The organism is Pseudomonas sp. NPDC085632, from assembly GCF_044541255.1.
Classification (GTDB): domain Bacteria; phylum Pseudomonadota; class Gammaproteobacteria; order Pseudomonadales; family Pseudomonadaceae; genus Aquipseudomonas.
This window is the reverse complement of the sequence record NZ_JBITSX010000011.1, coordinates 92,883-119,183: the sequence shown is the minus strand read 5'-3', so window position 1 is coordinate 119,183 and position 26,301 is coordinate 92,883. Positions and strand designations below refer to the sequence as shown.

General features: G+C 60.3%; 24 protein-coding genes. 15 read left to right on the top strand and 9 right to left on the bottom strand.

What is annotated here, in order from left to right; genetic code table 11:
- Position 1 precedes the first annotated feature (1 nt).
- Together ACIF4X_RS11325 and rtcR are read right to left on the bottom strand one after the other, a co-directional pair.
- On the bottom strand, positions 2 to 280 hold the full coding sequence (locus ACIF4X_RS11325; RefSeq protein ID WP_397482193.1) for a hypothetical protein: 279 nt from the start codon (positions 278 to 280) through the stop codon (positions 2 to 4).
- A 98-nt stretch (positions 281 to 378) separates the two neighbouring features.
- Positions 379 to 1,983 (bottom strand): RNA repair transcriptional activator RtcR, encoded by a 1,605-nt coding sequence (rtcR, locus tag ACIF4X_RS11320; protein ID WP_397482179.1) that lies wholly within the window; start codon positions 1,981 to 1,983, stop codon positions 379 to 381.
- Positions 1,984 to 2,226: 243 nt separating this feature from the next.
- On the opposite strand from rtcR, the gene ACIF4X_RS11315 reads away from it, so the two are divergent.
- The 5 genes from ACIF4X_RS11315 to ACIF4X_RS11295 all read left to right on the top strand — a co-directional run bounded on the left by ACIF4X_RS11315 (position 2,227) and on the right by ACIF4X_RS11295 (position 7,617).
- The gene (locus ACIF4X_RS11315; RefSeq protein ID WP_397482178.1) at positions 2,227 to 3,735 is read left to right on the top strand and encodes an RNA-binding protein; all 1,509 of its coding nucleotides are present in this window, start codon (positions 2,227 to 2,229) and stop codon (positions 3,733 to 3,735) included.
- 336 nt (positions 3,736 to 4,071) lie between these two features.
- The gene (locus ACIF4X_RS11310) at positions 4,072 to 5,298 is read left to right on the top strand and encodes an RtcB family protein (protein ID WP_397482177.1); all 1,227 of its coding nucleotides are present in this window, start codon (positions 4,072 to 4,074) and stop codon (positions 5,296 to 5,298) included.
- Positions 5,299 to 5,313: 15 nt separating this feature from the next.
- A complete protein-coding gene (locus ACIF4X_RS11305) occupies positions 5,314 to 6,102 on the top strand; it encodes a nucleotidyltransferase domain-containing protein (RefSeq protein ID WP_397482176.1) in 789 nt (262 codons plus the stop codon).
- Positions 6,103 to 6,110: 8 nt separating this feature from the next.
- The gene (rtcA, locus tag ACIF4X_RS11300; RefSeq protein WP_397482175.1) at positions 6,111 to 7,136 is read left to right on the top strand and encodes an RNA 3'-terminal phosphate cyclase; all 1,026 of its coding nucleotides are present in this window, start codon (positions 6,111 to 6,113) and stop codon (positions 7,134 to 7,136) included.
- A 151-nt stretch (positions 7,137 to 7,287) separates the two neighbouring features.
- Positions 7,288 to 7,617: a hypothetical protein gene (locus tag ACIF4X_RS11295; RefSeq protein ID WP_016987808.1), complete on the top strand. Its 330-nt coding sequence runs from the start codon at positions 7,288 to 7,290 to the stop codon at positions 7,615 to 7,617.
- Positions 7,618 to 7,674: 57 nt separating this feature from the next.
- Here ACIF4X_RS11295 and ACIF4X_RS11290 read toward each other — a convergent pair whose 3' ends face one another.
- Positions 7,675 to 8,088, bottom strand: a complete 414-nt coding sequence (locus ACIF4X_RS11290; RefSeq protein ID WP_397482174.1) for a VOC family protein — start codon at positions 8,086 to 8,088, stop codon at positions 7,675 to 7,677.
- A gap of 223 nt (positions 8,089 to 8,311) precedes the next feature.
- Here ACIF4X_RS11290 and ACIF4X_RS11285 point away from each other — a divergent pair, with 223 nt between their 5' ends.
- On the top strand, positions 8,312 to 10,123 hold the full coding sequence (locus ACIF4X_RS11285; protein ID WP_397482173.1) for an ABC transporter ATP-binding protein: 1,812 nt from the start codon (positions 8,312 to 8,314) through the stop codon (positions 10,121 to 10,123).
- On the opposite strand, the gene ACIF4X_RS11280 is transcribed toward ACIF4X_RS11285, so the two are convergent.
- The 3 genes from ACIF4X_RS11280 to ACIF4X_RS11270 all read right to left on the bottom strand — a co-directional run bounded on the left by ACIF4X_RS11280 (position 10,120) and on the right by ACIF4X_RS11270 (position 13,436).
- The gene (locus ACIF4X_RS11280; protein ID WP_397482172.1) at positions 10,120 to 11,064 is read right to left on the bottom strand and encodes an alpha/beta hydrolase; all 945 of its coding nucleotides are present in this window, start codon (positions 11,062 to 11,064) and stop codon (positions 10,120 to 10,122) included. The genes ACIF4X_RS11285 and ACIF4X_RS11280 overlap by 4 nt on opposite strands.
- A 112-nt stretch (positions 11,065 to 11,176) precedes the next feature.
- On the bottom strand, positions 11,177 to 12,175 hold the full coding sequence (locus ACIF4X_RS11275; protein ID WP_397482171.1) for an NAD(P)H-quinone oxidoreductase: 999 nt from the start codon (positions 12,173 to 12,175) through the stop codon (positions 11,177 to 11,179).
- Positions 12,176 to 12,236: 61 nt separating this feature from the next.
- The gene (locus ACIF4X_RS11270) at positions 12,237 to 13,436 is read right to left on the bottom strand and encodes a YbfB/YjiJ family MFS transporter (RefSeq protein ID WP_397482170.1); all 1,200 of its coding nucleotides are present in this window, start codon (positions 13,434 to 13,436) and stop codon (positions 12,237 to 12,239) included.
- Positions 13,437 to 13,547: 111 nt separating this feature from the next.
- On the opposite strand from ACIF4X_RS11270, the gene ACIF4X_RS11265 reads away from it, so the two are divergent.
- The gene (locus ACIF4X_RS11265) at positions 13,548 to 14,423 is read left to right on the top strand and encodes a LysR family transcriptional regulator (protein ID WP_397482169.1); all 876 of its coding nucleotides are present in this window, start codon (positions 13,548 to 13,550) and stop codon (positions 14,421 to 14,423) included.
- A 249-nt stretch (positions 14,424 to 14,672) separates the two neighbouring features.
- A complete protein-coding gene (locus ACIF4X_RS11260; protein ID WP_397482168.1) occupies positions 14,673 to 15,068 on the top strand; it encodes a hypothetical protein in 396 nt (131 codons plus the stop codon).
- 49 nt (positions 15,069 to 15,117) lie between these two features.
- Here ACIF4X_RS11260 and ACIF4X_RS11255 read toward each other — a convergent pair whose 3' ends face one another.
- Entirely contained in the window at positions 15,118 to 15,840 is a 723-nt protein-coding gene (locus tag ACIF4X_RS11255; protein WP_397482167.1) for a pirin family protein, read from the bottom strand.
- Between the two features lie 214 nt (positions 15,841 to 16,054).
- Here ACIF4X_RS11255 and ACIF4X_RS11250 point away from each other — a divergent pair, with 214 nt between their 5' ends.
- Together ACIF4X_RS11250 and ACIF4X_RS11245 are read left to right on the top strand one after the other, a co-directional pair.
- Positions 16,055 to 17,005: a GlxA family transcriptional regulator gene (locus tag ACIF4X_RS11250; protein WP_397482166.1), complete on the top strand. Its 951-nt coding sequence runs from the start codon at positions 16,055 to 16,057 to the stop codon at positions 17,003 to 17,005.
- Positions 17,006 to 17,095: 90 nt separating this feature from the next.
- On the top strand, positions 17,096 to 18,553 hold the full coding sequence (locus ACIF4X_RS11245) for an ATP-binding protein (RefSeq protein ID WP_397482165.1): 1,458 nt from the start codon (positions 17,096 to 17,098) through the stop codon (positions 18,551 to 18,553).
- On the opposite strand, the gene ACIF4X_RS11240 is transcribed toward ACIF4X_RS11245, so the two are convergent.
- Together ACIF4X_RS11240 and ACIF4X_RS11235 are read right to left on the bottom strand one after the other, a co-directional pair.
- The gene (locus ACIF4X_RS11240; RefSeq protein ID WP_397482164.1) at positions 18,530 to 21,337 is read right to left on the bottom strand and encodes an ATP-binding protein; all 2,808 of its coding nucleotides are present in this window, start codon (positions 21,335 to 21,337) and stop codon (positions 18,530 to 18,532) included. The genes ACIF4X_RS11245 and ACIF4X_RS11240 overlap by 24 nt on opposite strands.
- A 125-nt stretch (positions 21,338 to 21,462) precedes the next feature.
- Positions 21,463 to 21,894, bottom strand: coding sequence for a helix-turn-helix domain-containing protein (locus ACIF4X_RS11235; RefSeq protein ID WP_397482163.1), 432 nt, complete (start codon positions 21,892 to 21,894; stop codon positions 21,463 to 21,465).
- Between the two features lie 247 nt (positions 21,895 to 22,141).
- Between ACIF4X_RS11235 and ACIF4X_RS11230 the strand changes: the two genes are divergently transcribed.
- The 5 genes from ACIF4X_RS11230 to ACIF4X_RS11210 all read left to right on the top strand — a co-directional run bounded on the left by ACIF4X_RS11230 (position 22,142) and on the right by ACIF4X_RS11210 (position 26,268).
- The gene (locus ACIF4X_RS11230) at positions 22,142 to 23,125 is read left to right on the top strand and encodes an MBL fold metallo-hydrolase (RefSeq protein WP_397482162.1); all 984 of its coding nucleotides are present in this window, start codon (positions 22,142 to 22,144) and stop codon (positions 23,123 to 23,125) included.
- A gap of 54 nt (positions 23,126 to 23,179) precedes the next feature.
- Positions 23,180 to 24,103, top strand: coding sequence for a LysR substrate-binding domain-containing protein (locus ACIF4X_RS11225; RefSeq protein ID WP_397482161.1), 924 nt, complete (start codon positions 23,180 to 23,182; stop codon positions 24,101 to 24,103).
- Between the two features lie 517 nt (positions 24,104 to 24,620).
- Positions 24,621 to 24,980, top strand: coding sequence for a DUF6124 family protein (locus ACIF4X_RS11220; RefSeq protein WP_397482160.1), 360 nt, complete (start codon positions 24,621 to 24,623; stop codon positions 24,978 to 24,980).
- A gap of 255 nt (positions 24,981 to 25,235) precedes the next feature.
- Positions 25,236 to 25,649 carry a DoxX family protein gene (locus tag ACIF4X_RS11215; protein WP_397482159.1) on the top strand — a complete coding sequence of 138 codons (414 nt, stop codon included), beginning with the start codon at positions 25,236 to 25,238 and terminating at the stop codon, positions 25,647 to 25,649.
- Positions 25,642 to 26,268, top strand: a complete 627-nt coding sequence (locus ACIF4X_RS11210; RefSeq protein WP_397482158.1) for an antibiotic biosynthesis monooxygenase — start codon at positions 25,642 to 25,644, stop codon at positions 26,266 to 26,268. Before ACIF4X_RS11215 ends, ACIF4X_RS11210 begins: the two co-directional genes overlap by 8 nt.
- Positions 26,269 to 26,301: the final 33 nt, after the last annotated feature.

Below are 26,301 nucleotides of genomic sequence, written 5' to 3'. Positions count from 1 at the left end.
ATCAAGGTTTCGGTGATTTACCGAGGTCTTCCGAGTCGCTCGAAGTAGCAGCATCTTTTGCCGTTTCATGCGACTCGGCGCCGGAGTTTGAACCCGACGCCTCTTCACCTTTCTTGTCGGCCTTGTCGGCGTTGGATTGAGCTTTGCCGGCCTGATTCACGCCGGGAAGCGCGGTCGGTGGCGCGGCAGACTCGTCAGCGGCCTGCCCGGCTGCCGAGGCGAAAAGCGGGCAGGCCGCGAGCAGGCCAGCCAGGGTGATCGCTGCAATTTTGCTGTTCATGATGGTCGTCTTCCGGTCGAAGCGGATGGTGATCATTGGAAGCACCCAGCGAGCGAAGGTGCCCGCTGCTGGACGGGCGGTCAGTCGCTGCGTTCTCATCACTGGAGGTCGACGATCTGGCTCCACTCAAGCCCGAACCGTCCGAGGTATTTCCTCAGTCGATCGGCGTCGTTGGCTTGTGCCTTGGCCTGGCGTGAAATTCCGAACAGCCGGCGGCCGGCATCGGACAAGCTGTCCGCCTGCCGGCACACCTCGATCACTGCCTTCAATTGCAAGCGGTCAAACAGATCCATGGTTTCGGCGTCCCCCGGCAACGCTCCTGAAATCGCCTGCGGTTGCGCCAAGCCCCAGGCATAACGCAGCCGGTCGATCTCTTCCTGCACCTGCGCCTCATCAATCCGTCCGCTGTCGGCGAGGGTCGCCATGCGCGTGATCGAGGCGGAGAGTTCGCGAAAGTTGCCCAGCCACGCCGCCTCGCGAGAGCTGGCGAACGCCAGATAACTGCGCCGGGCTTCCAGGTTGAAGCGCACCAGTTGCCCGTGTTCGCGGGCGTGGCGTTCCAGCTCGAAATCAATGTTCGGTTCGATGTCCTCGCGGCGGCCGGCGAGGCCGGGCAGGTCAAACGTCCACAGATTGATGCGTGCGTACAAATCTTCGCGGAACAGACCGTCAGCGACTCGGCTGCGCAGGTCGCGGTGGGTGCCGGCGATGATCAGGAAATCGCTTTCGACTTCCTTGTCCGAGCCCAGCGGAAAGAAGCGTTTTTCTTCAATCGCCTTGAGCAGCATCGCCTGTTCGTCTGCGCCCAGCTCGCCGATCTCATCGAGAAACAGCATGCCGCCGTCGGCAGCGCGCAACAGGCCATCGCGAGCGTTCTGTGCGCCGGTGAAGGCGCCTTTGACATGGCCGAACAGCGCCGACATCGCGCCATCGCCACGCAGCGTGGCGCAGTTGACCTCGACAAAGCGCCCCTGCATTTGATGGCGGCTGCGTTTGAGTTCGTAGATGCGTCGGGCGAGGAAGGATTTGCCGGCACCGGTCGGGCCGATCAGCAGCATCGGTGCCTTCGAGCGCACGGCCACGCGCTCGATCTGTTCGATCGAGCGGTTGAAGGCGGCGTTGCGTGTGGCGATGCCGGACTTCAAGAACTCCAGGCCTTCGAGGCGCTTGTTGGCGAAGCGCGAAGCGATGCGATCGTAGCGCGACAGGTCGAGATCGATCAGGGCATGAGTGCCGATGGCGTGATCGCTGTCGCTGTTGCGCTTGGCCGGGGAGGTCTGGATCAGCCGCGCCGGCAGATAGCGCGCCTCGGTCAGCAGAAACCAGCAAATCTGCGCGACGTGGGTGCCGGTGGTGATGTGGACCAGGTAGTCCTCGCGCTCGGTGTCGAAATCGTAGGCGGTGGTGAAGTCGTGCAGCGCACCGTAGACCTCTTCGAAATCCCACGGGTTGCGCAGTGACATCGGGTGCAGTCGCACTTCGGTCTCCGGCGAAACCTGCTGGATGTCGGCGCGCACCCGCTCGGCCAGGCTGACGTCGCGGGCGTCGATGCCGTGAATCAGCTCGAGCCGGTTGATCAGCACGTCTTGCTGTTGGCACAAGCCAACGCTGGGGCGCCAATGGCTCCAGCGATTGGCACCTTTGCCGACGCGATCAAGGGTGGCACCGATAAAACCGATGGCGACGGTGTGCTTGTTTGGCATGTTTATCTCAAAAGATAAAAAACGATATCCAATGATAGATATTCGGCGAGGGGTTTGTCGTCAATTTATTCGGCTGAAAACCAGTTGATAAATAAAAATCATATAAATCAACGATATATACTTTTTTTTGAGGAGATATCAAAAACTGGCACAGCCGCTGCGATACCTATAGCAACGAACAGGACAACACAGCGAGACGCCAAGATGGCCAACTCAACGCTCTTCAACACGTAATCGAATCACTTGCCGGCCTGCGATACCTTGAATGCTTCCGGTGCCAGCGCTTATGCCTACAGCCCGAAGCACCAACTGGCGCAATTGGCAGTCACCGGTTGCCTGAACCAGACCTTTTACGCCTCCGCAGAAAGTCAGCTGGATCAAGTGCTGAAGCTGGTGGCCGAGCTCGACAGTCGTTTCGTGGCGAAAACCGCGATCTACGCTCGCCAAAAGGGTCACATGAAAGACATGCCAGCATTGTTACTGGCGGCATTGACCGCGCAGCGTTCAAGTCTGGTGCCAGAGGTTTTCGGGCAAGTGATCGACAGCGGCAAGATGCTGCGCAACTTTGTACAGATCCTCCGTAGCGGTGCCACCGGGCGTAAATCCCTTGGCTCGCAACCCAAGCGTCTGGTGCAGAACTGGCTGAACAGCGCGACCGAGCGGCAACTGCTGCAAGCGTCGATCGGCAATCAACCGTCGTTGGCGGACGTGGTGAAGATGGTTCACCCCAAACCTGCCGAAGCGTGGCGCGAAGCGTTTTTCGCCTGGTTGATTGGCAAACCGGTGGAGGCGAAGGCCTTGCCGGAGTTGACCCGCGATTTGCTGGCGTTTCGCAGCGGCGCGAGCGATGAAGTGCCGGCGGTGCCGTTTCAGTTGCTCGGCAACGAAACACTGAGCAAGGAACAATGGGCCCATCAAGCCCGCAACATGGGCTGGCAGGGACTGCGCATCAACCTCAACACCCTGGCGCGCCACGGTGCATTTGAAGTGCCGGGATGCATCGAATATGTCGCGGCGCGGTTGGCCGATCCACAGGAAGTGGCGAAGGCGCGGGTGTATCCGTACCAGTTGTTGTCGGCTTATCGGATGATGGGCGAAAACACCCCGGCGGTGATCCGCGAAGCCTTGCAGGAGGCGCTGGAGTTGTCGCTGGCCAACGTGCCCACGCTTGAGGGCGCGGTGGTGGTTTGCCCGGATGTGTCGGGTTCGATGGGCAGCCCGGTGACTGGTTATCGCCCTGGTGCGACCTCGCAGGTGCGCTGCATCGACGTGGCAGCGCTGGTCGCCGCAGCGGTATTGCGCAAGCAGCCGGCTGCGCGGGTCATGCCGTTCGAGGTCGATGTGGTGGATATCCAGCTCAACCCGCGTGACAGTGTGGTCAGCAACGCCGAGAAGCTCGCCGGCATTTTTGGCGGCGGCACTAACTGCTCGGCGCCGCTGAAAAGGTTGGCGGACAGCAAGGCCAGGGTCGATACGTTGATCATGGTCTCGGACAACGAATCGTGGATCGATTCGCAGCGTCGCGGCGCCAGCGAGACGATGCGCCAATGGGAGCGGATCAAGAAGTTCAACCCACAGGCCCGGCTGGTGTGCATCGACATCCAGCCAGGCCATGCAACACAGGCGGCGGATCGTGATGACATCTTGAATGTCGGCGGTTTCAGCGATGCGGTGTTTGATGTGATCGAGCAGTTCACCAGCGGCCAATACAGTGCGCAGCACTGGGTCGAGGCGATCGAAAGCGCGTCATGAATTGATTGATCACCGGCGCTGAATGCCGATGGGACTACATCCAAGACGTCTCATCAAGCCCTTGTCAGCGCCAGTGACGGCACGAATGCCTGATGGCTGTACATCTGAGGCCGGTTAAGTCCGGAGCGCGGCAACGCGCAACAGTCATCAACTTTTGTCGTGCCACCTTTTTTGCAGTTATTGGCAGCGAATGCGACAGGCACTACATAGGAAAGCGGGTTCGACTCCCGCCCCGGTAACGGGGGCTCAACTGGCAGAGCCACAGTGTCTGTGTTTTTGTCGCTGCAACTTACAGAACAACGCCGAATCATCGGCCAATGAATAAAGAATGAAGACATGAAAGAACACACTTACCAACTGCTCGAAGTCGCCAACGGCAAACCGATCAAACTCTGGACCGAAGGCGTCCCGGTGGAAAACGAGGCCCGTGAGCAGTTGATGAACACCGCGAAAATGCCGTTCATCTTCAAACATCTGGCGGTCATGCCGGATGTACACCTGGGCAAGGGCTCGACCATCGGCAGCGTGATCCCGACCGTCGGCGCGATCATTCCGGCAGCGGTCGGCGTCGACATCGGCTGCGGCATGATTGCCGCGCGCACGTCGCTGACCGCCGCTGATTTGCCGGACAACCTGCTCGGTCTGCGCAGCGCCATCGAGCAAGCGGTGCCGCATGGCCGCAGTTCAAACCGTTCGCGGCGCGACAAGGGCGCCTGGGACGAAATCCCGCAGCAAGCCGATCAAGCCTGGGCGGGGCTGCAGCCACGGTTCAAGTTGATCACCGACAAGTACCCGAAACTGGCCAACACCAACAACCGTGGGCACCTCGGTACGCTCGGCAGCGGCAACCACTTCATCGAAGTGTGCCTGGACGAAGCCAACCGCGTCTGGTTCATGTTGCACAGTGGCTCGCGCGGTGTCGGCAACGCCATCGGCAACCTGTTTATCCAGATGGCTCAGGCGGATATGCGTCAGCACATCGCCAACCTGCCGGACCGTGACCTGGCCTACTTCGAAGAAGGCAGCCAGCACTTTGATGATTATGTGGAGGCGGTGGGTTGGGCGCAGGACTTCGCCAGACAGAACCGCGAACTGATGATGCGCGCGGTGATCCAGGCGACGCGACAGATTATTCGCAAACCGTTCGACGTGGCGCTGGAAGCGGTCAACTGCCACCACAACTATGTGCAGAAAGAGCGGCATTTTGGTGAAGAAGTGCTGGTTACCCGCAAAGGCGCGGTGTCGGCGAAGAAGGGCGAGTTGGGGATTATTCCGGGCTCGATGGGCGCCAAGAGTTTCATCGTTCGTGGTCTGGGCAACGAAGAGTCGTTCAGCTCCTGCAGCCACGGCGCCGGTCGCACCATGAGCCGTACCAAGGCGAAGAACACCTTCACCGTCGAAGATCAGATTCGCGCCACTGCCCATGTGGAGTGCCGCAAGGACGAAGCGGTGATCGACGAAATTCCGATGGCCTACAAGGACATCGACAAAGTCATGCACGCCCAGCGTGAGCTGGTGGAAGTGCTGCACACCTTGCGTCAGGTGGTGTGCGTCAAAGGATAAAAGGAAAAGCAAGTCATGGAACTGCAAGAGCGTCATCCGCTGTGCGCCACAATGCGTGCGCGGGTACTGGAAGAGCTGGCGCGCATAGAGCGTGAACGCAATGTCACGGTGTTATACGCCTGTGAGTCAGGCAGCCGGGCCTGGGGTTTTGCCTCGACCGACAGCGATTACGACGTGCGGTTTGTTTATGTGGAAAAGCCCGAGTGGTTCGTTCAGGTCGATGCGCCGCGCGATGTGATCGAACGTCCGCTGGACGATGAACTCGACGTCAGTGGCTGGGAATTGCGCAAGACCCTCGGGTTATTGCGCAAATCCAATCCGACGTTACTGGAGTGGCTCGACTCGCCGCTGGTTTATCGCCGTGAAACCGCTCAGGTGGCACAGCTGCGCGAACTCGCCGAAGCGTTCTACAGCCCGCCAGCGGCGCGCAATCACTATCTGTCGATGGCGAAGAAGAACTTTCGCGGTTACCTGCAAGGTGAAACTGTCCGTTTCAAGAAGTACTTCTACGTGCTGCGGCCGCTGCTGGCGGTGCGCTGGATCGACCAAGGGCGAGGGCGGCCACCGATGACGTTCGCCGACCTGCTGACCACCGTCGACGACCGCGCGCTGCTCGCGGAAGTCGACGAACTGCTGGCCCTCAAACGCAATGCCGACGAGAGCGCCTACGGGCCGCGTCGTCCGGCGCTGCACGGGTTCATCGCCGCCGAACTTGAGCGCGAAGTGCCCACATTACTCAGAACGTCGGAAGACTCGCGACGCCTGGATCGGTACCTCAGGGAAACCGTCGGGTTGTACGCGTAAGGAATGCAATGAAACAGGAAGTGATAGAACTGGACGGTGCCATCGGTGGCGGCCAGGTGTTGCGCAGTGCCTTGAGCTTGTCGATGCTGACAGGCAGGGCGTTTCGCATTAAACAGATCCGCGCCAAACGCAGCCGTCCGGGATTGCTCAGGCAACATTTGACGGCGGTCATGGCGGCGGCCGAGGTCTGCGGCGCGACGGTTTCCGGTGCGCACTTGGGCTCGCAAGCGTTGAGCTTTGAGCCCGGCGCGATTCGCGCTGGCGATTACCAGTTCGCCATCGGCACCGCCGGCAGCTGCACGCTGGTCTTGCAGACCTTGTTGCCGGCGCTGTTGCGGGCACCAGAGGCGAGTCGGGTGTGCATCTCGGGTGGCACGCATAACCCGCTGGCGCCGCCGACCGATTTCCTCGAGCGCAGTTGGCTGCCGCTGTTGCGGCGGATGGGCGCCAACGTCGAGCTGGACTTGTTGCGACATGGATTTGTCCCGGCAGGCGGCGGTGAAATTAAGGTGAACGTGCAGCCGTCAAATCTGACGCGGCTGGATCTGTGTGAACGTGGCGAGGCGATTTCGCAGCACGCATCGGCGCTGACCGCCGGGCTGGCGCCGACGGTGGCCGAACGTGAGTTGAGCCAGGTTGCCAAGCGCTTGAGTCTGCCGCCTGCGGTGCTGCAACATGTCACGCTCGATCCGGCGCGGGGGCCGGGCAATGTGTTGTTGCTGGAGTACGCATTCGAGCACGTCACCGAGGTGTTCAGTGCGTTTGGCCAAGTGGCGCTACGGGCTGAAACGGTCGCCGACGCTGCGATCAATCAGGCCGCCGACTGGTTGCGCAGTGGTGCTGCGGTGGCCGAGCACCTTGCCGATCAATTGCTGTTGCCAATGGCGCTGGCCGGTGGCGGCTCGTTTACCACGCCGCGCATGACCGAGCATCTGCACAGCAATATCGCGGTGATCGAATTGTTTTTGCCGGTTCGCATCGATTGTCAGGAGGAGGGCGCGGATCGATTGCGCATTGAGGTCATCGCCAACTGATCGTCAGGCCAGGGGCGATGGGATTTCATCAGAAAATCCCGTCGCCCATTTTTATGTCCGCAAAAAAACTCATGAAAGGCGGCAAATTGCTGGCCCCCGGACTTTCGCTTCCCCGGCAAAATCGCCTTTTTTCAGAAGGTTAGGTTGGCTTATGCGGACGATTGTCATCACCGTTGCAACGCTTTCCCTGGCTGTTTTCGCGGTGGGAGTGCAGGCGAAAGAGCTGAGTAAAAGCCATCGCTTTGCCTGCACTTGGGGCTCGGATATTGCTGCCGGTGCCCAGCAATCGAAACTGTCAGGCGTCTCGCTGTATGGCGCGCGTAAGCAATTGCAGGTGCGCCGGTTCCAGCAGCCGTGGATGCGCATGACGGCGATGGGAATTACCGAGCAAACCTACAACAGCACGTCGAAGCTCAAGCCTGCGGCGGTCAAACAGACCTATTACGAACAATGCGTACGCCACGAACTGGCCCAGCGATAACGCAGAAAGCCCAATCTTTTCAGGTTGGGCTTTTTCATGCCTGACTAAATGTCAGGGTTACTTTTCACTTTCGCAATTGACCATCCACGCCACGCCAAAGCGATCCACCAGCATGCCGAAGCGTGCGGCCCAGAAGGTCGCTTCCAGCGGCATGTCGACGCGACCGTCCGTGGCCAGTGCGTTGAACACGCGTTCGGCCTCGGCAATGCTGTCGACGTTCAGCGAGATCGAACAACCGCTCATGCCTTGAGTCGGCCGATCGGGCGTGGTGTCCGAGGCCATGATCATTTGATCGCCGACTTTCAGGCAGGTGTGAATGATCAGGTGGTGATGCTCTTTCGGCACATGCTCGGCGGCGGGTGTTTCGCCGAACGTCATCATGGCCTCGAGTTTTCCCTGCAAGGCTTGCTCGTAAAAGGTGAAGGCCTCGCGGCAGTCACCGTTGAAGATCAGGTACGGGTTGATTTTCATGTCTCTGCTCCCGGCAGTCAGGCGCGGAGCGTGGCGGGGGTTCGCCGGGTTCCGCGTAGGGCGGTTAAAACATAGCAGAGCGTTGGACGCCGGAAAGGCCTGAGTCTTCCAGATGTTTTTGTTCTGAAAAGCGCGTCGACGATAACGCGCTCGTCGTGTGAAATTTGGTCGTAGCGCTGGAGTACCATAACGCACCACCATCGCCTGCCGAGTCCAATGCCCCATGCCTGACTTATCGCGTTTCACCTCCTTGTTCGATCAGGCGCAACGAGCGTTGCGTTTGGTTTGGGGGACATCGCGTGGCTTGTTTCTCGGGCTGGTGCTGGCAACGTTGGTGGCCGGGCTGCTGCCGGCACTGGCGGCGTGGCTGGGGCAGCGGATTGTCGATGCCGTGGTTGCCGCGATGCAGTTGCACGCGCAACACGGCAGTGCACCGCTATGGCCCGTGTTGCGATACGTGTTGTTGGAGGCGGGGGTGTTGGCAATGTTGTCCGGCACGCAACGGGCACTGTCGGTGCAGCAGTCGCTGCTGCGGGTGCAACTGGGGCAGAAGGTCAACACGCTGATTTTGCAGAAAGCGCAGACCCTGTCACTGGTGCAGTTCGAGAACTCCGAGTTCTACGACAAACTGGTGCGTGTCCGGCGCGAGGCTTCGACCCGGCCACTGGCGCTGGTGATGAAGTCGTTGGGCTTGATTCAAAACCTGATCATGTTGATCAGCTTCGGTGTGCTGCTGGTGCACTTTTCCCCTTGGGCGCTGGTGCTGCTGGTGGTCGGTGCGTTGCCGGTGTTCTTTGCCGAGGCGCATTTTTCCGGTGACGCTTTTCGTCTGTTCACCCGCCGCGCGCCGGAGAGTCGGCAGCAGAGCTACATCGAAACTTTGCTCTCCCACGAAACCTATATCAAAGAGGTCAAGCTGTTCGGCTTTGCCCCACTGTTGCTGCAACGCTACCGCGACACCTTCGCCAGGCTGTATGCCGAAGACCGGCGCCTGACACTGCGGCGCGACGGCTGGGGCTTCGGCCTCGGACTGCTCGGTACGGCGGCGTTCTACGTGGCCTATGCCTGGGTGGTGATCGATGCCGTACATGGCCAGATCAGCCTCGGCCAGATGACCATGTATCTGGTGCTGTTCAAGCAAGGCCAAAGCGCTGTGAGCAGCAGTCTGAGTGCGATCAGCGGCCTGTACGAAGACGGCCTCTACCTGACGAGTCTTTATGAATACCTGGCCGAACCGGTTCAGGTGGAAACCGGCCACCTGACGGTCGGCGTCTGCCCGGGCGATGGTTTGCGTTTCGAAAACGTCGGTTTCCGTTATCCCGGTGCCAGTCGGCCAGCGCTGGAAAACATCGACCTGCAACTGGTGCCCGGCAAGAGCATGGCGTTGGTTGGGGAAAACGGTTCTGGCAAGACCACACTGATCAAGTTACTGACCCGGCTCTACCGCCCTGACCAAGGGCGCATCCTGCTCGACGGCAGCGATTTGCAGGATTGGCAAGAGACCGCGTTACGGCGGCGGATTGGCGTGATTTTTCAGGACTACATCCGCTACCAGTTCAGCGTCGGAGAGAATATTGGCGTCGGCGATACCTTGGCGTTCTACGACGCGCAGCGTTGGCAGGAGGCGGCTGCCCAAGGCATGGCGGCACCCTTTATCGAAGGACTGGACAAGGGTTATGCCACGCAATTGGGACGCTGGTTTGCCGGTGGCCAGGAATTGTCTGGCGGGCAGTGGCAGAAGATTGCCTTGTCCCGCGCTTACATGCGCCGTGAGGCCGACATTCTGATCCTCGATGAGCCGACTTCCGCCCTGGATCCGGCGGCCGAGGCGGCGGTGTTCGAGCATTTCAGCCAGCACAGCGAAGGGCGCATGACCTTGCTGATCTCCCATCGTTTTTCCAGCGTGCGCAATGCCGACCATATTATCGTGCTGCAACAAGGCCGGATTCTGGAGCAGGGTGGCCACGATCAACTGATCGCAGCGGCCGGGCATTACGCGCAACTGTTCGATTTGCAGGCTCGCGGCTACCGTTAAGTATCCCGCCCGCTGCGCACGGTTGCCGGCCCGGCCATCCGTGGGGCGGGCTTGCTCTGCATCAGGCTGTCGAGCGCCTTGCGGTAATTCTGCCCGCCGAGCGCCATGCTGTTGTTGTGCGTCGCGCCCGGCACCAGCAGCAGGCGCTTGGGTTGTTGCGCGGCGTTGAACAGTTGCTCGCTGAAACGCGGTGGCACGAAAGCGTCAGCCAGACCGTGAACCACCAGCAGCGGCATATGAATGTCGGCGATCTTGTCGATCGAATCGAATTTCTGCGACAGCAGCCAGCGCACCGGCAGTGACGTGTTGGCCACGGACGCGGCGACATCCGCCAGCGTGGTGAAGGTGGACTCGATCACCAGTCCGCGCACGGGTAGCGCGGAGTGATCGCGGGCGGCCGCCTGCCCAAGTTCCGCTGCCAGATCGATCGCCACGGCGCCACCCAGAGAGTGTCCGTAGATCAGCCGTTTGGCTGGGTCCGGTTGCAGCAGTTTGAAGCGTTCCCACGCCACTCGCGCATCTTCGTAGACACTGCTCTCCGACGGCAGATCACCGTGACTCTTGCCGAAACCACGGTAGTCGATGGCCAGCACTGAATAACCCGCCGCACGCAATTGTTCGATGCGGAACAACTGCCCGGTGAGGTTCCAGCGCACGCCATGCAGATAGAGAATGGCCGGCGCATTGGCCTTTTCTGCCGGCCACCACCAGGCATGAATGTTTTCCCCGGCCTTGAAACTCTTTGGTTGCAGGTCGAGTTCCTGCACGCTGCCAGGCAAGCCGTGATACCAGCCGGCGGTGCCCGGTTCGATGCGAAACAGCAGTTTGCGTTCGGTGTGTTCGAGTACGGCACAACTGGTCGGCACGCCGATAATCAGCGCGGCCATGCAGGCGAACGCCAAACGGCGGCGGCGCAGACGCGTCATGAAGGACAGGAACATTAAACGTTTCACCCAGGCGCAGACAAAGAAGGCTTTTTACCAGATGACTTGGTCTGCGCGTGAATTTTTCGACCACCGTCCCGATGCAACGATTACCAAATGCTGCAAAGACTCACACGACCTGCATCACGATCTTGCCGATATGATCGCCAGCCTCCATGTGCGCGTGAGCCTGAGCCGCGTCGTTGAGGGAATAAACCTTGTCGATCATTGGCAGTAAGCGCCCGGCAGACAGTGCCGGCCATACGTGCTCGCGCAGTTGATCGGCAATCGCGGCTTTTTCGGCAGCGGTGCGGGCGCGAAGGAGCGATCCGGTAATGACCGCGCGTTTGGCCATCATTGCCAGCAAATCAAAGTCGTTGGCCCGCGCGCCGCCGAGAAAGCCGAGCATGACCAGTCGGCCATCCATCGCCAGGGCGCTGACGTTACCGTTGAGATACGAGCCGCCCATGATGTCGAGAATCACATTGACGCCCTGGCCTGAGGTTTTCTCGGCGATCACCTCAGCGAAATCCTCATCGCGATAATTGATCGCTTGACCACCCAGTTCGCGAATCGCTGCGCATTTGTCCGGGCTGCCGGCGGTGGCGAACGCTTCTATACCGAATTCGCGGCAAAGCATCAGTGCGGTAGTGCCGATGCCGCTGGTGCCGCCGTGAATCAGCGCGCGTTGACCATGGCTGGCGCCGCCGAGACCGAACAGGTTGGCCCACACGGTGAAGAAGGTTTCCGGGATCGCGGCGGCGTGCACCCAGTCCAGGCCTTGGGGAATCGGCAGGGTCTGGCCGGCGGGTACGGCGCAGTATTCGGCATAACCGCCACCATTGGTCAGCGCGCAAACTTTGTCGCCTACGGCGAACTGATTGACACCCGCCCCGAGCGCCACGACTTCACCGGCGACCTCCAGCCCGGGAATCGGGTTCATGCCGGGTTTCATCGGGTATTTGCCGGCTCGCTGCAAGGCATCTGGCCGATTGATCCCGGCGGCGTGCACGCGGATCAGCACTTCGCCATCTGCGGCGACCGGCAGCGGTACGCGGCGGGGTTGCAAGACTTCGGGCCCACCGGGCGCGGTGATTTCGATTCGGGTCATTTCATTGGGCAGAGACATGTCGATTCCTCTTGGCATCAGTTCTGTAAATGGGAGCGTGCTGCGCAAGCAATGATTCCCTTCAATTTGCACAGCAGCGCGGCTCAACCGGGGCGGGCAGCCATTTCATGGCTTGCTCCAGCAGCAACGCCACGACGATCGCGCCAGCGGCAATGACGAACAACAACGCGTGATGACCGCCGCTGGCATTGAACAGCGCCGAATAGGCAAACCCGGCCAGCGCCTGAAACGTGGCGAATGACACCGTGGCACGGCTCCAGGCGATCTGTTGGCGATGGTGCTCCGGCACCAGTTCATGCACTCGAGCCAGGGCGAGCGGCACGATTCCGGGCGGAAATGAACCGAGAATGACCGCCAACAGCGCCAGCGCCACAAACGAGTGGGACATCGCCAGCAACCCAAGGGCAATCGCCTGCACTGCCAGCACCAGGCGAATGCCGGAGCGTGCGCCAAGCTGATCGGCAAGAAAGCCATAACTCACCGGGCCGACAATCGCGCCCAAGCCGTACATCACCCAGATCAACGCGCCGATATGCGCCCCGGCACCGAGTCCACGTGCCACGTAATCCACCAGAAACACCATCGCCGGCACCAGGCCAGCGGCCATGAAGGCGTATTGGGCGAACAGCAGATACACACCGCGAGGTGTCGGTTCAACGGACACTTTTTCCTGCGCAGCCTGCGGATGCGGAAAGTCAGACGGCCAGCCGAACCAGCTCAGCGCCGTCAGCAATAAAGCCAAAGCTCCCAGGCCCAGCCATGTCGCTTGCAAACCAAGACTCAAAAGCGGTGGCACCAGCGTGCCCGAACCGGCAATGCCGAGACCGATGCCGAGAAAGATTGCGCCACTGGCCAGACCTTTACGCGCCGCCGGAACATGCGGCAATACCGTCGCGGCCACCAACACCATGATCGCGCCACCGGCAATCCCGGACAGCAGCCGCCAGCCGAAGAACCAGCTCACCGACAAGGGAAATGCACAGGCAAAAAATGCGGCGGTGACGATCAGCATCATCAGCCGCAAAGCATTTTTATTGCCGAGCTGGCGCGCTACCGGGCGGCCGAGCAGGGCGCCGATCAGATAGCCCACCAGATTGGCCGCACCGAGGTAGACCACATCATTGGCGCTGAACCACTGCGCTTCAATCAGTGAAGGAATCAACGGCGTGTAAGCGAAACGCGCCAGACCGATGCTGACCAGGCTGGCGCAAAGGCCGGCGAAGATCGGCAGCCAGATACCGGTGGAGGTTGAAGTGCGCATGGGAGCGATCTCGAGGAAGGTTTATGGCGTTCAGCATATCCGCTATCGTTGCTGCGTTAATGCAGCGAATTGGCGGCACAATGATGCGAATTTGCATCGCTGGGAGACAGTATGAATTGGGATGATGCACGGGTATTTCTTGCCGTCTGCCGCGAGTCGACGTTGCGCGGCGCAGCACGGGTCTTGGGGGTGGATCAAGCGACCGTCGGGCGGCGCATCACGGCACTGGAAAAGTCCCTGAGCGCGACGTTGTTTTTGCGCACCTCGGACGGGTACGCGTTGACGGCGGTGGGCGAAGCGGCGCTCAAAAGCGTGGAGAAAATGGAGCATTCGGCACTGGAGCTGGAGCGGCAGATTCAAGGCCTGGACGATCGCCTGACCGGCACGGTGCGCGTCAGTACCACCGATTCGCTGGCCATCGACTTTCTGATTCCGGCGATTGCCCGTTTGCACGAGCAGCACCCGGACGTGCGAGTGCAACTGGATGCGTCCACGCAAATCCTCAGCCTGGCCAAGCGCGAGGCGGATATCGCCGTGCGCAATACCCGGCCGGACAATCCGGACCTGATCGCCCGGCGAATTGCCCGATGGCCGGTGGGGTTGTTTGCTTCCCAAGCTTATATAGATGCCAATGGAGTGCCGCAGCTGGGCACGGCATTTGAAGGGCATGATCTGGTGGTTTATCAACCGTATCTGCAAGGCAAAAAAGACCTGACGTTGGTGTCGGAGCCGTTGAGTCGCGGTCGGATCGTCGCCAGCCTCAGTTCCAGCTTGCTCGTCCGCCGGTCAATTGCCGCAGGGTTGGGTGTAGGAGAAATCCCGGTGTACATGGGCGAGCGCGATGGCCTGATCAGGCTCTGGCCGGAGCGCACGACGCCGCTCCCGTATGAGGTATGGCTGGTAACCCACGCAGACCTGCGCCATACCGCGCGGGTGAGGGCGGTGATTGAGCAGCTTGTCGACGTGTTCGCGTCGGAAAATGAGTAGGTAGACGCTGTTTTGGCAGGGCTACAACCTCTGACGAAACGGCCTACACCAGAGGCAGAATCTCCCGGCTTGTGAGCCTGTTGGATGGGGCCTACTGTTACGGCATGTCGGTGAGGGGCGCAGGACTCGCACTGATGTTGATACCAGGGAAGGTATTGGTAAATCCAGGAAGGTGCCGAATTGAGAACCACGGAATTCAGTCAAAATCCAATCAGTGACCTATCGAGTAAAGGTCGGAATACTCAAACCATGAACGCTATAAGCCGTGAAGAGTTCAATGCCAGGATCGAGACCATTGAGACGAGGATGGATGCTCGGTTCGAGGGTGTGTCGGCAAAAATCGATGCTTACCTTTTGACTCAGGCGGAGAGGGACAAACGGTACGATTTGATGTGGGACGGCGTACAAAAAATCGCCGAAGACTCAAAAGAAGCCATCAAACAAGCCTCGACAGTGAAAGCGCATTACTGGGCGACGACAGCCGTCCATTTTCTCGGAATGATCACCGTCGTCGTGGGGGCGCACTTCGCCAATCAGGCAGCGGTGTTAACCACCTTGCAGACGACACTCGCGGCGATCCAGGTAGGTAAAGATATAGGCGCACCAAGACCTGCTTCGCAACAAGCGCCCGAATCACCACAATAGAAAACGGCCTTCAAAGAAGGCCGTTTTTCGTGAGCACTGAAATACCAGGTCATGGCATCTCTGGCAGTTCCTGCGGCCGCAAATCGAACACCAACACCTCGGCATCGACACCGTTGCTCAAAGTCAGCAACTGTTCTTCGCGAACCCGTACGCCGTCACCTTCCTGCAATGGCTGGCCGTTGAGCTCAACACTGCCGCGTGCAACATGCACATAGGCGTAGCGGTTGGCCGGCAATTTCAGCGTGGCGCTTTCCTTGCCGTCGAACAGCCCTGCGTACACCCGTGCGTCCTGCCGCACTTTCAGCGAGCCGTCGTGGCCGTCCGGCGAAATGATCAACTGCAGACGACCGCGTTTTTTCTGTACGGTGAAATGCTCCTGTTGATAGCGCGGTTTGGCACCGGCAACCTCCGGCACAATCCAGATCTGCAGAAAATGCACCGGTTTTGTTGCCGAATGGTTGAACTCGCTGTGGGCTACGCCGCTGCCAGCGCTCATCAACTGTACGTCACCCGGGCGGATAACCGAGCCGGTACCCAGCGTGTCCTTGTGTTCCAGCGCGCCTTCCAGTACGTAGGAAAAGATCTCCATGTCGCGATGCGGGTGCTGACCGAAACCTTTACCGGCAGCAACGCGGTCATCGTTAATCACCAGCAGGTCGGAAAAACCCTGTTCGCGAGGGTCGCGATAGCTGGCGAAAGAAAAGGTGTGAAAGGACTTCAACCAGCCATGATTGGCGAGGCCACGATCGGAGGCTTTGCGAAGGGTCAGCATGATGAATCTCCTTGCGGGACGTGAATTCGTCCGAGTGAGGAGAAGGTTACTGTTTACCGGGTTGCGCAATAAGTAGGTGGAAATTGAAAGACTGTCCCTGTCAGGTTGACAGTTTTGCGATAGCCTTCACACAAAACTTTTGCGCCCAAGCGGTCGTGGTTGGCCATAATGTCCGGGTTGTCTCACGCCTCTTAGATTTAAGTGATGTCCTCCCATGAAAACCGTGGCAATGGTGCTGTTTCCCGACTTTCTTCTGCTCGACATGGCCGGGCCATTGGAGGTTTTTTCGGTTGCCAATCGCTACTTGAAGCCCGATGCGCATTATCGCTTGATCACCCTCGGCACCGAACCGGGTCCGCTTCGGGCGTCCAACGGCGTCTTGGTACATGCCGACCAGACCATTGACGACGACGCCGAGCATTATGATCTGCTGCTGGTACCGGGAGGCCCCGGCGCCTACAACCAGCGATTTCCGTCTCTGTTTGCCTGGCTCAAGGGCGCCGCCCAGCGGGTCGACTATTACGGTTCGATTTGCACCGGCGCCTTCGTGCTGGGGCATGCAGGTTTGCTTGATGGTTATCGCGTGACCACGCACTGGAATTACACCGAGCGCCTGATCAAGGGTTTCCCGAAAGCCCATGTCGCAACCGATCAGATCTATGTCGAAGATCGCAATCTGATCACGTCAGGTGGCGTCACGGCCGGCATCGATATGGCGCTGGCGGTGATCGCCCGTGATCACGGGAAGAAACTCGCCCAGGATGTAGCCAAAGTCCTGCTGGTGGTGATGAAACGGCAGGGCGGTCAAGCGCAGTTCAGTCCGCTGATGGCTGCCGTGGCACCGCAGGAAACGCCGATCACCCGCGCGCAGAATTATGTGCTGGAGCACCTCGACGAAGCTTTCACGGTCGAGCGCATGGCGGCCATTGCCAACATGAGTGCGCGGCACTTCGCGCGAGTGTTCACCCGCGACATCCACATGACGCCGATGGAGTTTCTGCAAAGTGCGCGCATCGACTGCGCGCGAAATCTGCTGGAAACCAGCGATCTGCCGCTTAAAACCGTGGCTTACAAAAGCGGTTTCGGCAGTGTGCGGCACATGCGTTCACTGTTCGCTGAAAAGCTCGGCCTGACCCCTGCGCAGTACCGCGAACAGTTCAGCTAGAGCGCTTGTGTCCGTCTGGCGCACCCGGATGTCCGTGCTGCGCCTCGTCTAGCGGTTGTCGCGTCATCTGAGGCTGCCAAGATAGTTGGCATGGATAGCCTCAACGATTTGAACACGGCGTCGGTGCTGCATTTCGGCCCTTACGCCTTCCACCTGCGGCAACGGCTGATACTCGATGGAGATCGGCCCTTGCGCATGGGTGGTCGTGCGCTGGACATCCTGCAAGTGCTGGTCGAGCGTGCCGGTCGAGTGGTCAGGAAGGAACAGTTGATCGCTTTGGTGTGGCCGACGTCGGTGGTCGAGGAGATCAATCTGCGCGTGCACATCGCCGCGCTCAGGCGCGCCTTGGGTGACGGCGAAAACGGTCAGCGCTACATCGTTAACGTGCCGCAATGCGGTTACAGCTTTATTGCCCCGATACGCTGCGACAGCGTCACGCAAGTGGTCTTCGAGGGCTTGCAAACGCCCCAGTATAATCTGCCTGCGCGACTGACCCCGGTCGCCGGCCGCGATGCGCTGGTCGGCGGGCTGGTGCGGCAAATGCCACTTTGTCGACTGATGACCGTGACGGGCGCGGCCGGGGTAGGTAAATCCACTGTCGCATTGCGGGTCGCAGAGCTGCTGTTGCAGTACTACCGAGACGGCGTGTGGCAGGTCGATCTGAGCTTGATCGACGGCGACACGTCGCTCCTCGATCATGTGCTGCGCACCCTGGATTGCGATTTGACCGGTCTCTCGACTCGCCATGCCTTGCTGCTGCTGGATAACTGTGACCACCACCGCGACGCTTGCAGAGCCGCGATTGAAACGTTGCTCGAAGCCGCGCCTCGACTGTCGATTCTCGCCACCAGCCGTGAAGCCTTACACGTCAGTCTGGAAACGCATCAGTACGTGCCACCCCTGGCCATCCCGAAACGCTCGACGGCAGATTGCATCACTGAAGCCATGGGTCATTCTGCGGTGCAGTTGTTTGTCAGCCGGGCTCGGGCTCGACAGCATGATTTCCGCCTGCGTGAACAGGATGTCAAAGCGGTCTTTGAAATCTGTCGCCAACTCGACGGTTTGCCCTTGGCAATCGAGCTGGCGGCGGCGCAGATCGATGCGCTGGCGCTGGTCGGTTTGCAAGCGCAAATAGCCAAAGGTCTGCAAGTGCTCAGCCATGGCCGGCGCACCGCAGTGTCGCGGCACCAATCCATGCAGGCGGCTCTCGACTGGAGCTATCAGCGCTTGAGTGAGCAGGAACAACGTGTGCTGCAACGCTTATCGGTGTTCAAACTGGCGTTTACGCTGGAGGCGGCGCTGGCGGTGATCAGTTGTCCGCAATTGGCTCCGCAGCGGCTTGCCGCGATTATCGACGGTCTGGCGCAGAAGTCATTATTGACGGTGGAGCGGGGCGGCAGTGCGGGCCGATACCGGATGCTCAACACCACCCGCTGCTATGCCCGCGAGCAACTTGAGCGCAGCGGGGAAGGGATTGAGCTTGAACGCCGGCATGCGCGTTACATCAAACGGATTCGTCTGGCCTCAGGTGTGCACGCACTCGCGTAATTCGTCGATCAGCACGCGCACCTTGCGCAAGTCCGGGGTCGCGTAGCCCTCGGTGAAGCGTTGATAGATCGGACTGAGCAAATCCAGCGCCTCGCGACAGCGTGACTGGCGCTGCCAGAGTTGCGCCAATGAAGTAGCGCTGCGCAGTTCCCAGGCGAGCGCGCCTTGGGCACGGGCGATGGTCAGGGATTGTTGCAGGAGGTCTTCGGCTTCCTGAATGGCCCCGTCCAGACAACCCGGATCGTCACTCAATAACGCATCCGCCCGAGCCCGCAGGATCTCCGCCGTGCTCCAGCCGGCGTCACCCCTCAGCGCCCGCTCAAGCAGCGCGTCATCCATAAAACGGCCATCCAGCGTGACCATGATTTCCCGTATCAGCCCGCTGCTGTCCTTGGGCACCGGCGCCTTGGCTTGCGCGTCAATCACCTGCGCGTAGTGCCGCGCCCACGTGTTGAACAGCAGCACCGAATGTTTCTGCGACTGCTCCAGCAACAACTGCAACAGCGCCCGGGCGTTTTGCTGATCACCGTTGTAATGAGCGATCAGGCAACTCGCCAGCGCCAGGGTGTAGCAAATCGAAGTGCCATGGTCGATCTGCACGGCAATGTCCAGGGCCTGCCGCGCCGTGCGCCAGGCTTGTTCCGGCAGACCTTGCATCCATAAGACCCGTGCCAGCACCGTCAGCGACGCGACGCTCTGGTCGTATTGCACGCCAAAGCCATGAGTGAAGCGGTTGACATGGCCGCTTTGCGCCATGCGCTGGAGTACCTGTTCGGCATGAATGCGTGCCTGCGGCTGGTCGCCGGCATAGTGCAGAGCCAGCACTCGCAAACGGTGGGTGCTCAGTGACAACAACGGGTCACCGTGCAGACCGAGGCGGTCGAACTGTTCGCTCTGGGCCAGCGCCATGCGGTAGTGCCCGCAACTGAGGTTGACTGCCATATGCCCGGACACTGCGCGCAATTGCCCGGCGACGTCGTCGTGCTCGTGGGCCAACTGGCGAGCTTCGGCGAAAGCTTCGATGGTTTCCGCCGTGCCACCCCAGGTGTGATAGCAGGCACTGCCGAGGGCCAGTTTAAGGGCGACTTTGAGGTGCGGACAGGGTTCGCCGAGTTCATCAAGCAGGCTCAGCGCCCGGCGCACATAGGCACCGTACTCCTTGAGCAGTGACAACTCCTGCCATAAGGGCGCCGACGCCGCCGCCAGGCGAATTCCCAAACTCCCGGGGCCGACACCGTTCAGGCTCCAGTCCAGCGCTGTGCGCAAATCTTCCAGGCCTCGGGCGTAGCGATCGATCCACAACAGCGTCGGGGTATTTTCCCAATCGTTCTGCGCCTGATGCATTAACGCCAGACAGCGTTCGGCATGCCGTTCGCGGGTTTCCTCGCATTCGGCGGCATGCTCGAGTTTTTCCAGCGCGTAACGCCGGGTGGTATCGAGCAAACGGTAGAACACCTCCTCGTCACCCACTTCGACGGCGAGCAGGGACTTGGCCACCAGTTGCGTGATCGAGACAAACACCACGCCGGGGTCGATCTGTTGGCCGACGATAACGGCCGCTGCCGACTCCAGGGTAAAACCACCGCGAAACACGCCCAGACGACGCAGGCAGGTTTGCTCGCAGTGGTCGAGCAGATTGAAACTCCAGTCCAGCGTTGCGCGCAGGGTGAGGTGGCGCTCCAGACTGCTTTGATTGCCCGCTGTCAGCGGCGGCAAACGACCCTGCAATTGGCTCAGCAGGCCGTCCAGACCGAGTTCGGTGACCTGCGCTGCCGCCAGTTCCAATGCCAGTGGAATGCCATCGAGCCGATGGCAGATCTCGATCGCTTGGGGCAACTGGGTATCGCTCAGTTCGAAGCTTTCCTGCGCGGCCGTCGCTCGTTCGACGAACAATTGCAGCGCCGAAAAATTCAGCGTTTGCTCACGATCCAGCGTCGTCGTCATCGGCGGGTATTCGAGGGAGTCCAGACGCTGCACGTATTCGCCTTCGGCTCGCAGACTCTCGCGACTGGTGGCGAGGATATGCACGTGCGGCGCCCCGCGCAGAATGCTTTCACTGAGCGCCGCAACGGCGTCAATCAAATGCTCGCAGTTGTCGAGCAGCAACAGCATCTGCCGCTGTTGCAGGCCTTTGACCAGCGCCGTCTGCGGGTCGCCCTCGAGGAGTGCCAGATCAAGCAGGGCGGCCAGGTGTGAACAGATCAGACGCGGATCGCTCAGCGGTGCCAGATCCACCAGACGAATGCCGTCGCGATAGTGGCCGATCAACTGCTCGGCTACGCGCAGGGCCACGGTGGTCTTGCCGATCCCGCCAGGGCCGACCAGGGTGATGCAGCGTTGGCGCGGCAGTTGCGTCATCAAGCTGTCGACCAGCGGTTGGCGGCCGATCATCCGCGTGCGCCGCAAGGGCAGATTGTGCCGACCGCCAACATCGCCCACAGGACGCTCCTCCATGGATTCCAGCAACACTGGCGCGACAAAACTGTAGCCCCGTTGCGCCACGGTGATGATGTAACGCTGGCCGGCCTGACCGTCACCGAGCGCCTTGCGCAGCGCCGCCATGTGCACCCGCAGGTTGATGTCTTCGACCACGCTGTCCGGCCAGACGCCGGCCATCAATTGCTGCTTGCTCACCACTTCGCCGGCATGGGCCAGCAGAATCAGGAGGATGTCCATTGCCCGTCGGCCCAGACGTAACGGCTGCTCGCCTTCGAGCACGCGCCGTTGTCCGGGATGAATCCGATAGGGGCCAAAACCGAGGGCCTGATTCGGCGAAAGACTCAACAGCTCACTCCTGCGGTGCTGCGGCGGACAGAGCGGAGTAGTGCCGCGCGCATGCGCAGGCCTTCTAATCCGGGGTGTTCCGGCATAATCCTCAGGTTTGAGCGTCAGTGCAACGGTTGCCGGGCTCAAAACACGGCAGGTTGTAAACGGTGAGCTTTCGGTTCACGCATGATCTGGCAGCGCCAGGCAAACGGATTGATGCCTTCGCTGCGGGTGAACATATGGCAGAAATGCGCCTGATCGCAGAACCCGCACTCCAGGCTGATTTGCGTCAGGCTCAGGTCCGTGTGCTGAATCAGCAGCTTGGCACGCGCGATGCGCTGGGTGCGAATCCAGTCCTGCGGCGACACCCCGGTGCTGCACTTGAAGGCGCGGGAAAAATGGCTGCGTGACAGCGAACAGGCGCGGGCCAGCTCGGTGACTTCGAGGCTTTCGCCCAGGCGTTCGAGGATCAGTTGTTTGACCTGTCGTTCGCGCTGTGGGCTTAGCCCACCGATCCCGGTCTTGCGCGGTTCGCTGGCAGGGGCGAGGGCGACGGTGTGCTGTGAGTGAGCCATGGCCAAGGTCCGTGTCGATGGGGAATGCACGGTCGGCGCATCCCCTCAGGTCAAAAAACAACGCTGCGCAGTGGTATTCATTGTTGGGCGAGGGCGGGGGGCTGACGAGTTAATCGTTGTTAATTCCAGCGCATTGACCTGAACTCAGCACATCCCTGCAAGTCTGCGCCCCGCTGTTTGCGGCACGATGACTGCAAGCGTGGCGAACCGATGGGGCGCTGCAATCGGCAGGTCCAAGGGGAATCAAATGAAAGGCATCCTTAATGCAGCGATGATGTTGACGTGCGCGCTGGTGATTTCCAGTGCAATGGCGCAAGCGCCACAGTTAGGCACGCAGGCACCGGGCTATTTCCGCCTGGCCGTGGGGGATTACGAGGTCACCGCGTTGTTCGATGGGTACAACGACCTGTCGCCGAAGTTGTTGCAGGGCATGAGTCAGAGTCAGATCCGCGCGCTGCTGGCACGCCGTTCGATTGAAACCCCGGGTGTCCAGACGGCGTTCAATGCCTTTCTGGTCAATACCGGCAAGCAACTGATTCTGGTCGACAGCGGCGCCGGGCAATGCATTGGCGCTACCGCCGGGCAGCTCCTGGCGAACATGCAGGCCGCCGGCTACCAGCCAGAGCAGGTTGATACGATCTTGCTGACGCACCTGCACCTTGATCATGTCTGTGGTCTGGTCGATGCACAGAAACAAGCGTTGTTCACGCATGCCACAGTGTATGCCGCCAAGGCTGAAGCGGATTACTGGCTTGATCCAACGGCGCTGGCCAAAGCTCCGGCCGGCGCCAGAGAGTTTTTCAAGATTGCTCAGGACTCCACAGCACCCTACGTCGCCGCCGGGCGTTTCAAGACATTCGCCGCTGGCCAGTCGCCGTTGCCGGGATTAGTCGAAGCGACACTGGAGGCCGGACATACGCCGGGCAGCACCACCTACCGTTTCACCTCGCAGAATCAGAGCATCGTTTTCATGGGGGATCTGGTGCATAACCTGGCTGTGCAGTTCGAGCATCCGGAAGTGTCTATCGGCTTTGACGTCAACAGTGCGCAAGCGATCAACGCGCGTCAGGCGGTCTTCAGTGCGGCGGTGGTCAGCAAGACGTGGGTGACGGCGGCGCACCTGCCGTTCCCGGGCATCGGTCATATCACCGCGCAGGGCAAACATTTTCAGTGGGTGCCAGTGGAATACGGTCCTTACAAGCGCGCGGCCAAGGTGCCGTTAATCGAGTAAAGTGCGCAGCGCCCACCCGCAAAAGCGGCCGACACCGAAAAGGAAAACATGCCCATGAACCGTAACGATCTGCGTCGCGTCGACATGAACCTGCTGGTGATTTTCGAAGCGCTGATGTTCGAAAAGAACCTGACCCGCGTCGCCGAAAAACTGTTCATGGGGCAACCGGCCGTCAGCGCTGCGTTGGGGCGTTTGCGTGATCTGTTCGATGATCCGTTGTTGTTGCGCAACGGTCGCGGCATGGAGCCGACCGCGCGGGCGCTGGCGATTCTCAAGGAGTTGCAACCGGCGATGGACGTCATCTCTGGCGCGGTCAGCCGGGCCAAGGAGTTCGAACCGGCGAGCAGTTGCGATGTGTTTCGTATCGGCCTCTCAGACGACGCCGAGTTTGGCTTGTTTCCGCCGTTGTTGCGTCAGCTTCAGCAAGAAGCACCGGGGATTGTCGTGGTCGTGCGCCGCGCCAATTACTTGTTGATGCCGGCACTGTTGGCCTCTGGGGAAATCTCCGTCGGCGTCAGTTACACCACTGAATTGCCGGCCAACGCCAAGCGCAAAAAACTGCGCGACATTCCCTGCAAAGTCCTGCGTGGTGATGACCGACCGGGGCCGCTGACCCTCGACGAATACTGCGAGCGCCCGCATGCGATGGTGTCGTTCTCCGGCGACTTGAGCGGCAACATCGACATGGACCTGGCCAAGGTCGGACGCAGTCGCCGCGTCGTGTTGGGCGTGCCGCAATTCAGCGGTCTGCGCGCCTTGCTCGCCGGCACCGAGATGATCGCCACCGTGCCGGATTACGCGGCCTGCGCGCTGGTTGAAGGGTGTGCGTTGCGCGCCGAAGATCCACCGTTTCCGATCGATGCGGCGCAATTGTCGATGGCCTGGAGCGGGGTGCATGACAACGACCCGGCGGAGAAATGGCTGCGTTCGCGGATCAGCCAGTTCATGGCGGCGCCGCTGGATATCCCAGCGATTTGAATCCCTGACAAAATGCCAGCAAGCACGCGAAACCCCTGTGGGAGCGAGCCTGCTCGCGAAAGCGCTGTGTCATTCAAAGCATTTAGCGACTGACCCGACGCCTTCGCGAGCAGGCTCGCTCCCACATTGGCTCGGTGTGATCCATAGATTTTCGGTGGTTTAAACACCGCCGTTTAAGCAACACCCTCAGACACTCTTTCAGGCTACGCAACCTTGCGCCTTTGCCTACAGCTACGCCAGAATCCGCCGGCTTGTGCGCTTGTGGTCGGGTCTCTATCGTTTGGTGGTCGCTGAAAACTCAGCGATCGGGTTTAGCGACTCGGACCAAAAAAAAGTGCATCAGCGCTCCATGCTTCGTTGCAGGCTATCGTCTGCACTTCGCTATGGCGGCTGTATGCGGGAGACCTTCGGGTCTACCGGGTTGCCTTTTTACCGGTTCGCTAACCTGCATACGGTCGCCACCCATCCTGTTTGGCGACAGGACGTGGTGATCCCGGCTCTAAAAAGGAGATTCACCATGTTCAAAGTCACACCCAACCCACCAGACATCGACCCCACATCCCCCTACGAATCCATCGATTCCAGAAAACTCCACGAAGCCGCCGACCGCGCCCTCGACCATTACCTCCTTCCACCCGGCTCCACGCCACCCCCACGCAGAACCCGTGGCATGTACGCGGTAACTGCCGACACCAAAAACGAAGAACTGCTGACCGATGCCAGCGAAACACTCGCCTCGGCCAAGACCATTGCACAGGACGTCGCCCATCTGTTGCCCGCACCGCAGCGCAGGGCGCTGTTGGGGATTGCGCAGTTGATCATGCTCGGCGAGCTGGCGGTGAATCGGGTACTGGATAACCTCGAAGTGCCAGGCTAACCGGGACCACTGATCGTTCCCACACAGAACTTGTGGACGTTCAGAAACCCTGTGGGAGCTGGCTTGCCAGCGATGGCGTCAGCTCAGCCAACAGCGACGGCGCCTGACACTCCGCTATCGCTGGCAAGCCAGCTCCCACAGAGTTCTTCGGCGTTCCGGTAACCTGGTTGATCGCAAGAACTGAGCACACCCATCCAATTTCCTCCCGACCATCATTGGCATGATTCCAGTCAATGACATTTCAAGGGTCGGGTCATGAATGCCTCAACAGATGAACGGGCACGCGACATCGGTTTGCTGTTCCTGCGGGTGAGCGGCGGATTGTTCCTGCTGTGGGTTCACGGCTTGCCCAAGCTGCTCGACTTCACCGCGCAACTGCAACTGATCGAAGACCCATTCCACCTTGGTTCTCACCTCACCTTGATTCTGGCGATCTTCGCCGAAGTCCTCTGTCCGTTACTGATCGTCGCCGGGTTACTGGCGCGATTGGCCTGCGTGCCTATTCTCTTTGTGCTGCTGGTGGCGCTGTTGGTCGTGCATCCGCAATGGAGTGTGGCCGAAGGGCAGTTCGGCTGGTTGCTGTTGATCCTGTTTACCACTGTGTTGATCGCCGGGCCGGGACGGCTGGTGATTCCTGTTCGTTTACCCGGAGTGCTGCGTTATGCCTGAAGTCCTCAACCCACAAGCACCGGGGGCCGACGAGACGGTCACGTTGATCATCAAACACCGGGTCAAGGCCGGTTTCGAGTCGGCGTATGAAGCCTGGCTGCGCAATATCGTTCACGTGGCAGGGCAGCGGGAAGGGCATCTGGGTGTGGACGTGGTGCGCGGCAAGCGCGGCCGTCTCGATTTCTACACCTGCGTACTGCGCTTCAGCTCCACCGAATCGATGCAAGGCTGGCTGGAGTCGCCGCAGCGTCAGGCGCTGGTCGCCGAAGCCGCGCCAATGCTGGCTGATGGCGACCAGACCGAAGTCGCGCCGATCAATGAATTCTGGTTCACACCACTGGCCGATGCCGCTTCGCCGCCGCCGCGCTGGAAGCAAGCCGTGGTCACGCTGCTGGTGATTCTGCCGCACACCTTGCTGGTGCCGTTGATCTGGGGACCGCTGCTGGCGTTGCATCCGATTCTTTCCAACTACGTGGTCGCCACGTTCCTGATCACCCTGACCATCGTCCTGTCGGTGGTGTACGTGGTGATGCCGCCGGTCACCCGTTTGTTTACGCCGTGGCTCGAAGCCAGCCAGGCCCATGAACACCTCGATTCCCAAGAAACCTCGCCACGCTGAGCGCGCGGGGTTCGCTTCTTTTCACTTTGCTTG

What these genes read in the sequence shown, in the direction of transcription:
- ACIF4X_RS11325 (WP_397482193.1), bottom strand. Translation starts at nt 280, where the DNA reads ATGAACAGCAAAATTGCAGCGATCACCCTGGCTGGCCTGCTCGCGGCC.
- rtcR (WP_397482179.1), bottom strand. Translation starts at nt 1,983, where the DNA reads ATGCCAAACAAGCACACCGTCGCCATCGGTTTTATCGGTGCCACCCTT.
- ACIF4X_RS11310 (WP_397482177.1), top strand. Translation starts at nt 4,072, where the DNA reads ATGAAAGAACACACTTACCAACTGCTCGAAGTCGCCAACGGCAAACCG.
- ACIF4X_RS11305 (WP_397482176.1), top strand. Translation starts at nt 5,314, where the DNA reads ATGGAACTGCAAGAGCGTCATCCGCTGTGCGCCACAATGCGTGCGCGG.
- rtcA (WP_397482175.1), top strand. Translation starts at nt 6,111, where the DNA reads ATGAAACAGGAAGTGATAGAACTGGACGGTGCCATCGGTGGCGGCCAG.
- ACIF4X_RS11295 (WP_016987808.1), top strand. Translation starts at nt 7,288, where the DNA reads ATGCGGACGATTGTCATCACCGTTGCAACGCTTTCCCTGGCTGTTTTC.
- ACIF4X_RS11290 (WP_397482174.1), bottom strand. Translation starts at nt 8,088, where the DNA reads ATGAAAATCAACCCGTACCTGATCTTCAACGGTGACTGCCGCGAGGCC.
- ACIF4X_RS11285 (WP_397482173.1), top strand. Translation starts at nt 8,312, where the DNA reads ATGCCTGACTTATCGCGTTTCACCTCCTTGTTCGATCAGGCGCAACGA.
- ACIF4X_RS11280 (WP_397482172.1), bottom strand. Translation starts at nt 11,064, where the DNA reads ATGTTCCTGTCCTTCATGACGCGTCTGCGCCGCCGCCGTTTGGCGTTC.
- ACIF4X_RS11275 (WP_397482171.1), bottom strand. Translation starts at nt 12,175, where the DNA reads ATGTCTCTGCCCAATGAAATGACCCGAATCGAAATCACCGCGCCCGGT.
- ACIF4X_RS11270 (WP_397482170.1), bottom strand. Translation starts at nt 13,436, where the DNA reads ATGCGCACTTCAACCTCCACCGGTATCTGGCTGCCGATCTTCGCCGGC.
- ACIF4X_RS11265 (WP_397482169.1), top strand. Translation starts at nt 13,548, where the DNA reads ATGAATTGGGATGATGCACGGGTATTTCTTGCCGTCTGCCGCGAGTCG.
- ACIF4X_RS11260 (WP_397482168.1), top strand. Translation starts at nt 14,673, where the DNA reads ATGAACGCTATAAGCCGTGAAGAGTTCAATGCCAGGATCGAGACCATT.
- ACIF4X_RS11255 (WP_397482167.1), bottom strand. Translation starts at nt 15,840, where the DNA reads ATGCTGACCCTTCGCAAAGCCTCCGATCGTGGCCTCGCCAATCATGGC.
- ACIF4X_RS11250 (WP_397482166.1), top strand. Translation starts at nt 16,055, where the DNA reads ATGAAAACCGTGGCAATGGTGCTGTTTCCCGACTTTCTTCTGCTCGAC.
- ACIF4X_RS11245 (WP_397482165.1), top strand. Translation starts at nt 17,096, where the DNA reads ATGGATAGCCTCAACGATTTGAACACGGCGTCGGTGCTGCATTTCGGC.
- ACIF4X_RS11235 (WP_397482163.1), bottom strand. Translation starts at nt 21,894, where the DNA reads ATGGCTCACTCACAGCACACCGTCGCCCTCGCCCCTGCCAGCGAACCG.
- ACIF4X_RS11230 (WP_397482162.1), top strand. Translation starts at nt 22,142, where the DNA reads ATGAAAGGCATCCTTAATGCAGCGATGATGTTGACGTGCGCGCTGGTG.
- ACIF4X_RS11225 (WP_397482161.1), top strand. Translation starts at nt 23,180, where the DNA reads ATGAACCGTAACGATCTGCGTCGCGTCGACATGAACCTGCTGGTGATT.
- ACIF4X_RS11220 (WP_397482160.1), top strand. Translation starts at nt 24,621, where the DNA reads ATGTTCAAAGTCACACCCAACCCACCAGACATCGACCCCACATCCCCC.
- ACIF4X_RS11215 (WP_397482159.1), top strand. Translation starts at nt 25,236, where the DNA reads ATGAATGCCTCAACAGATGAACGGGCACGCGACATCGGTTTGCTGTTC.
- ACIF4X_RS11210 (WP_397482158.1), top strand. Translation starts at nt 25,642, where the DNA reads ATGCCTGAAGTCCTCAACCCACAAGCACCGGGGGCCGACGAGACGGTC.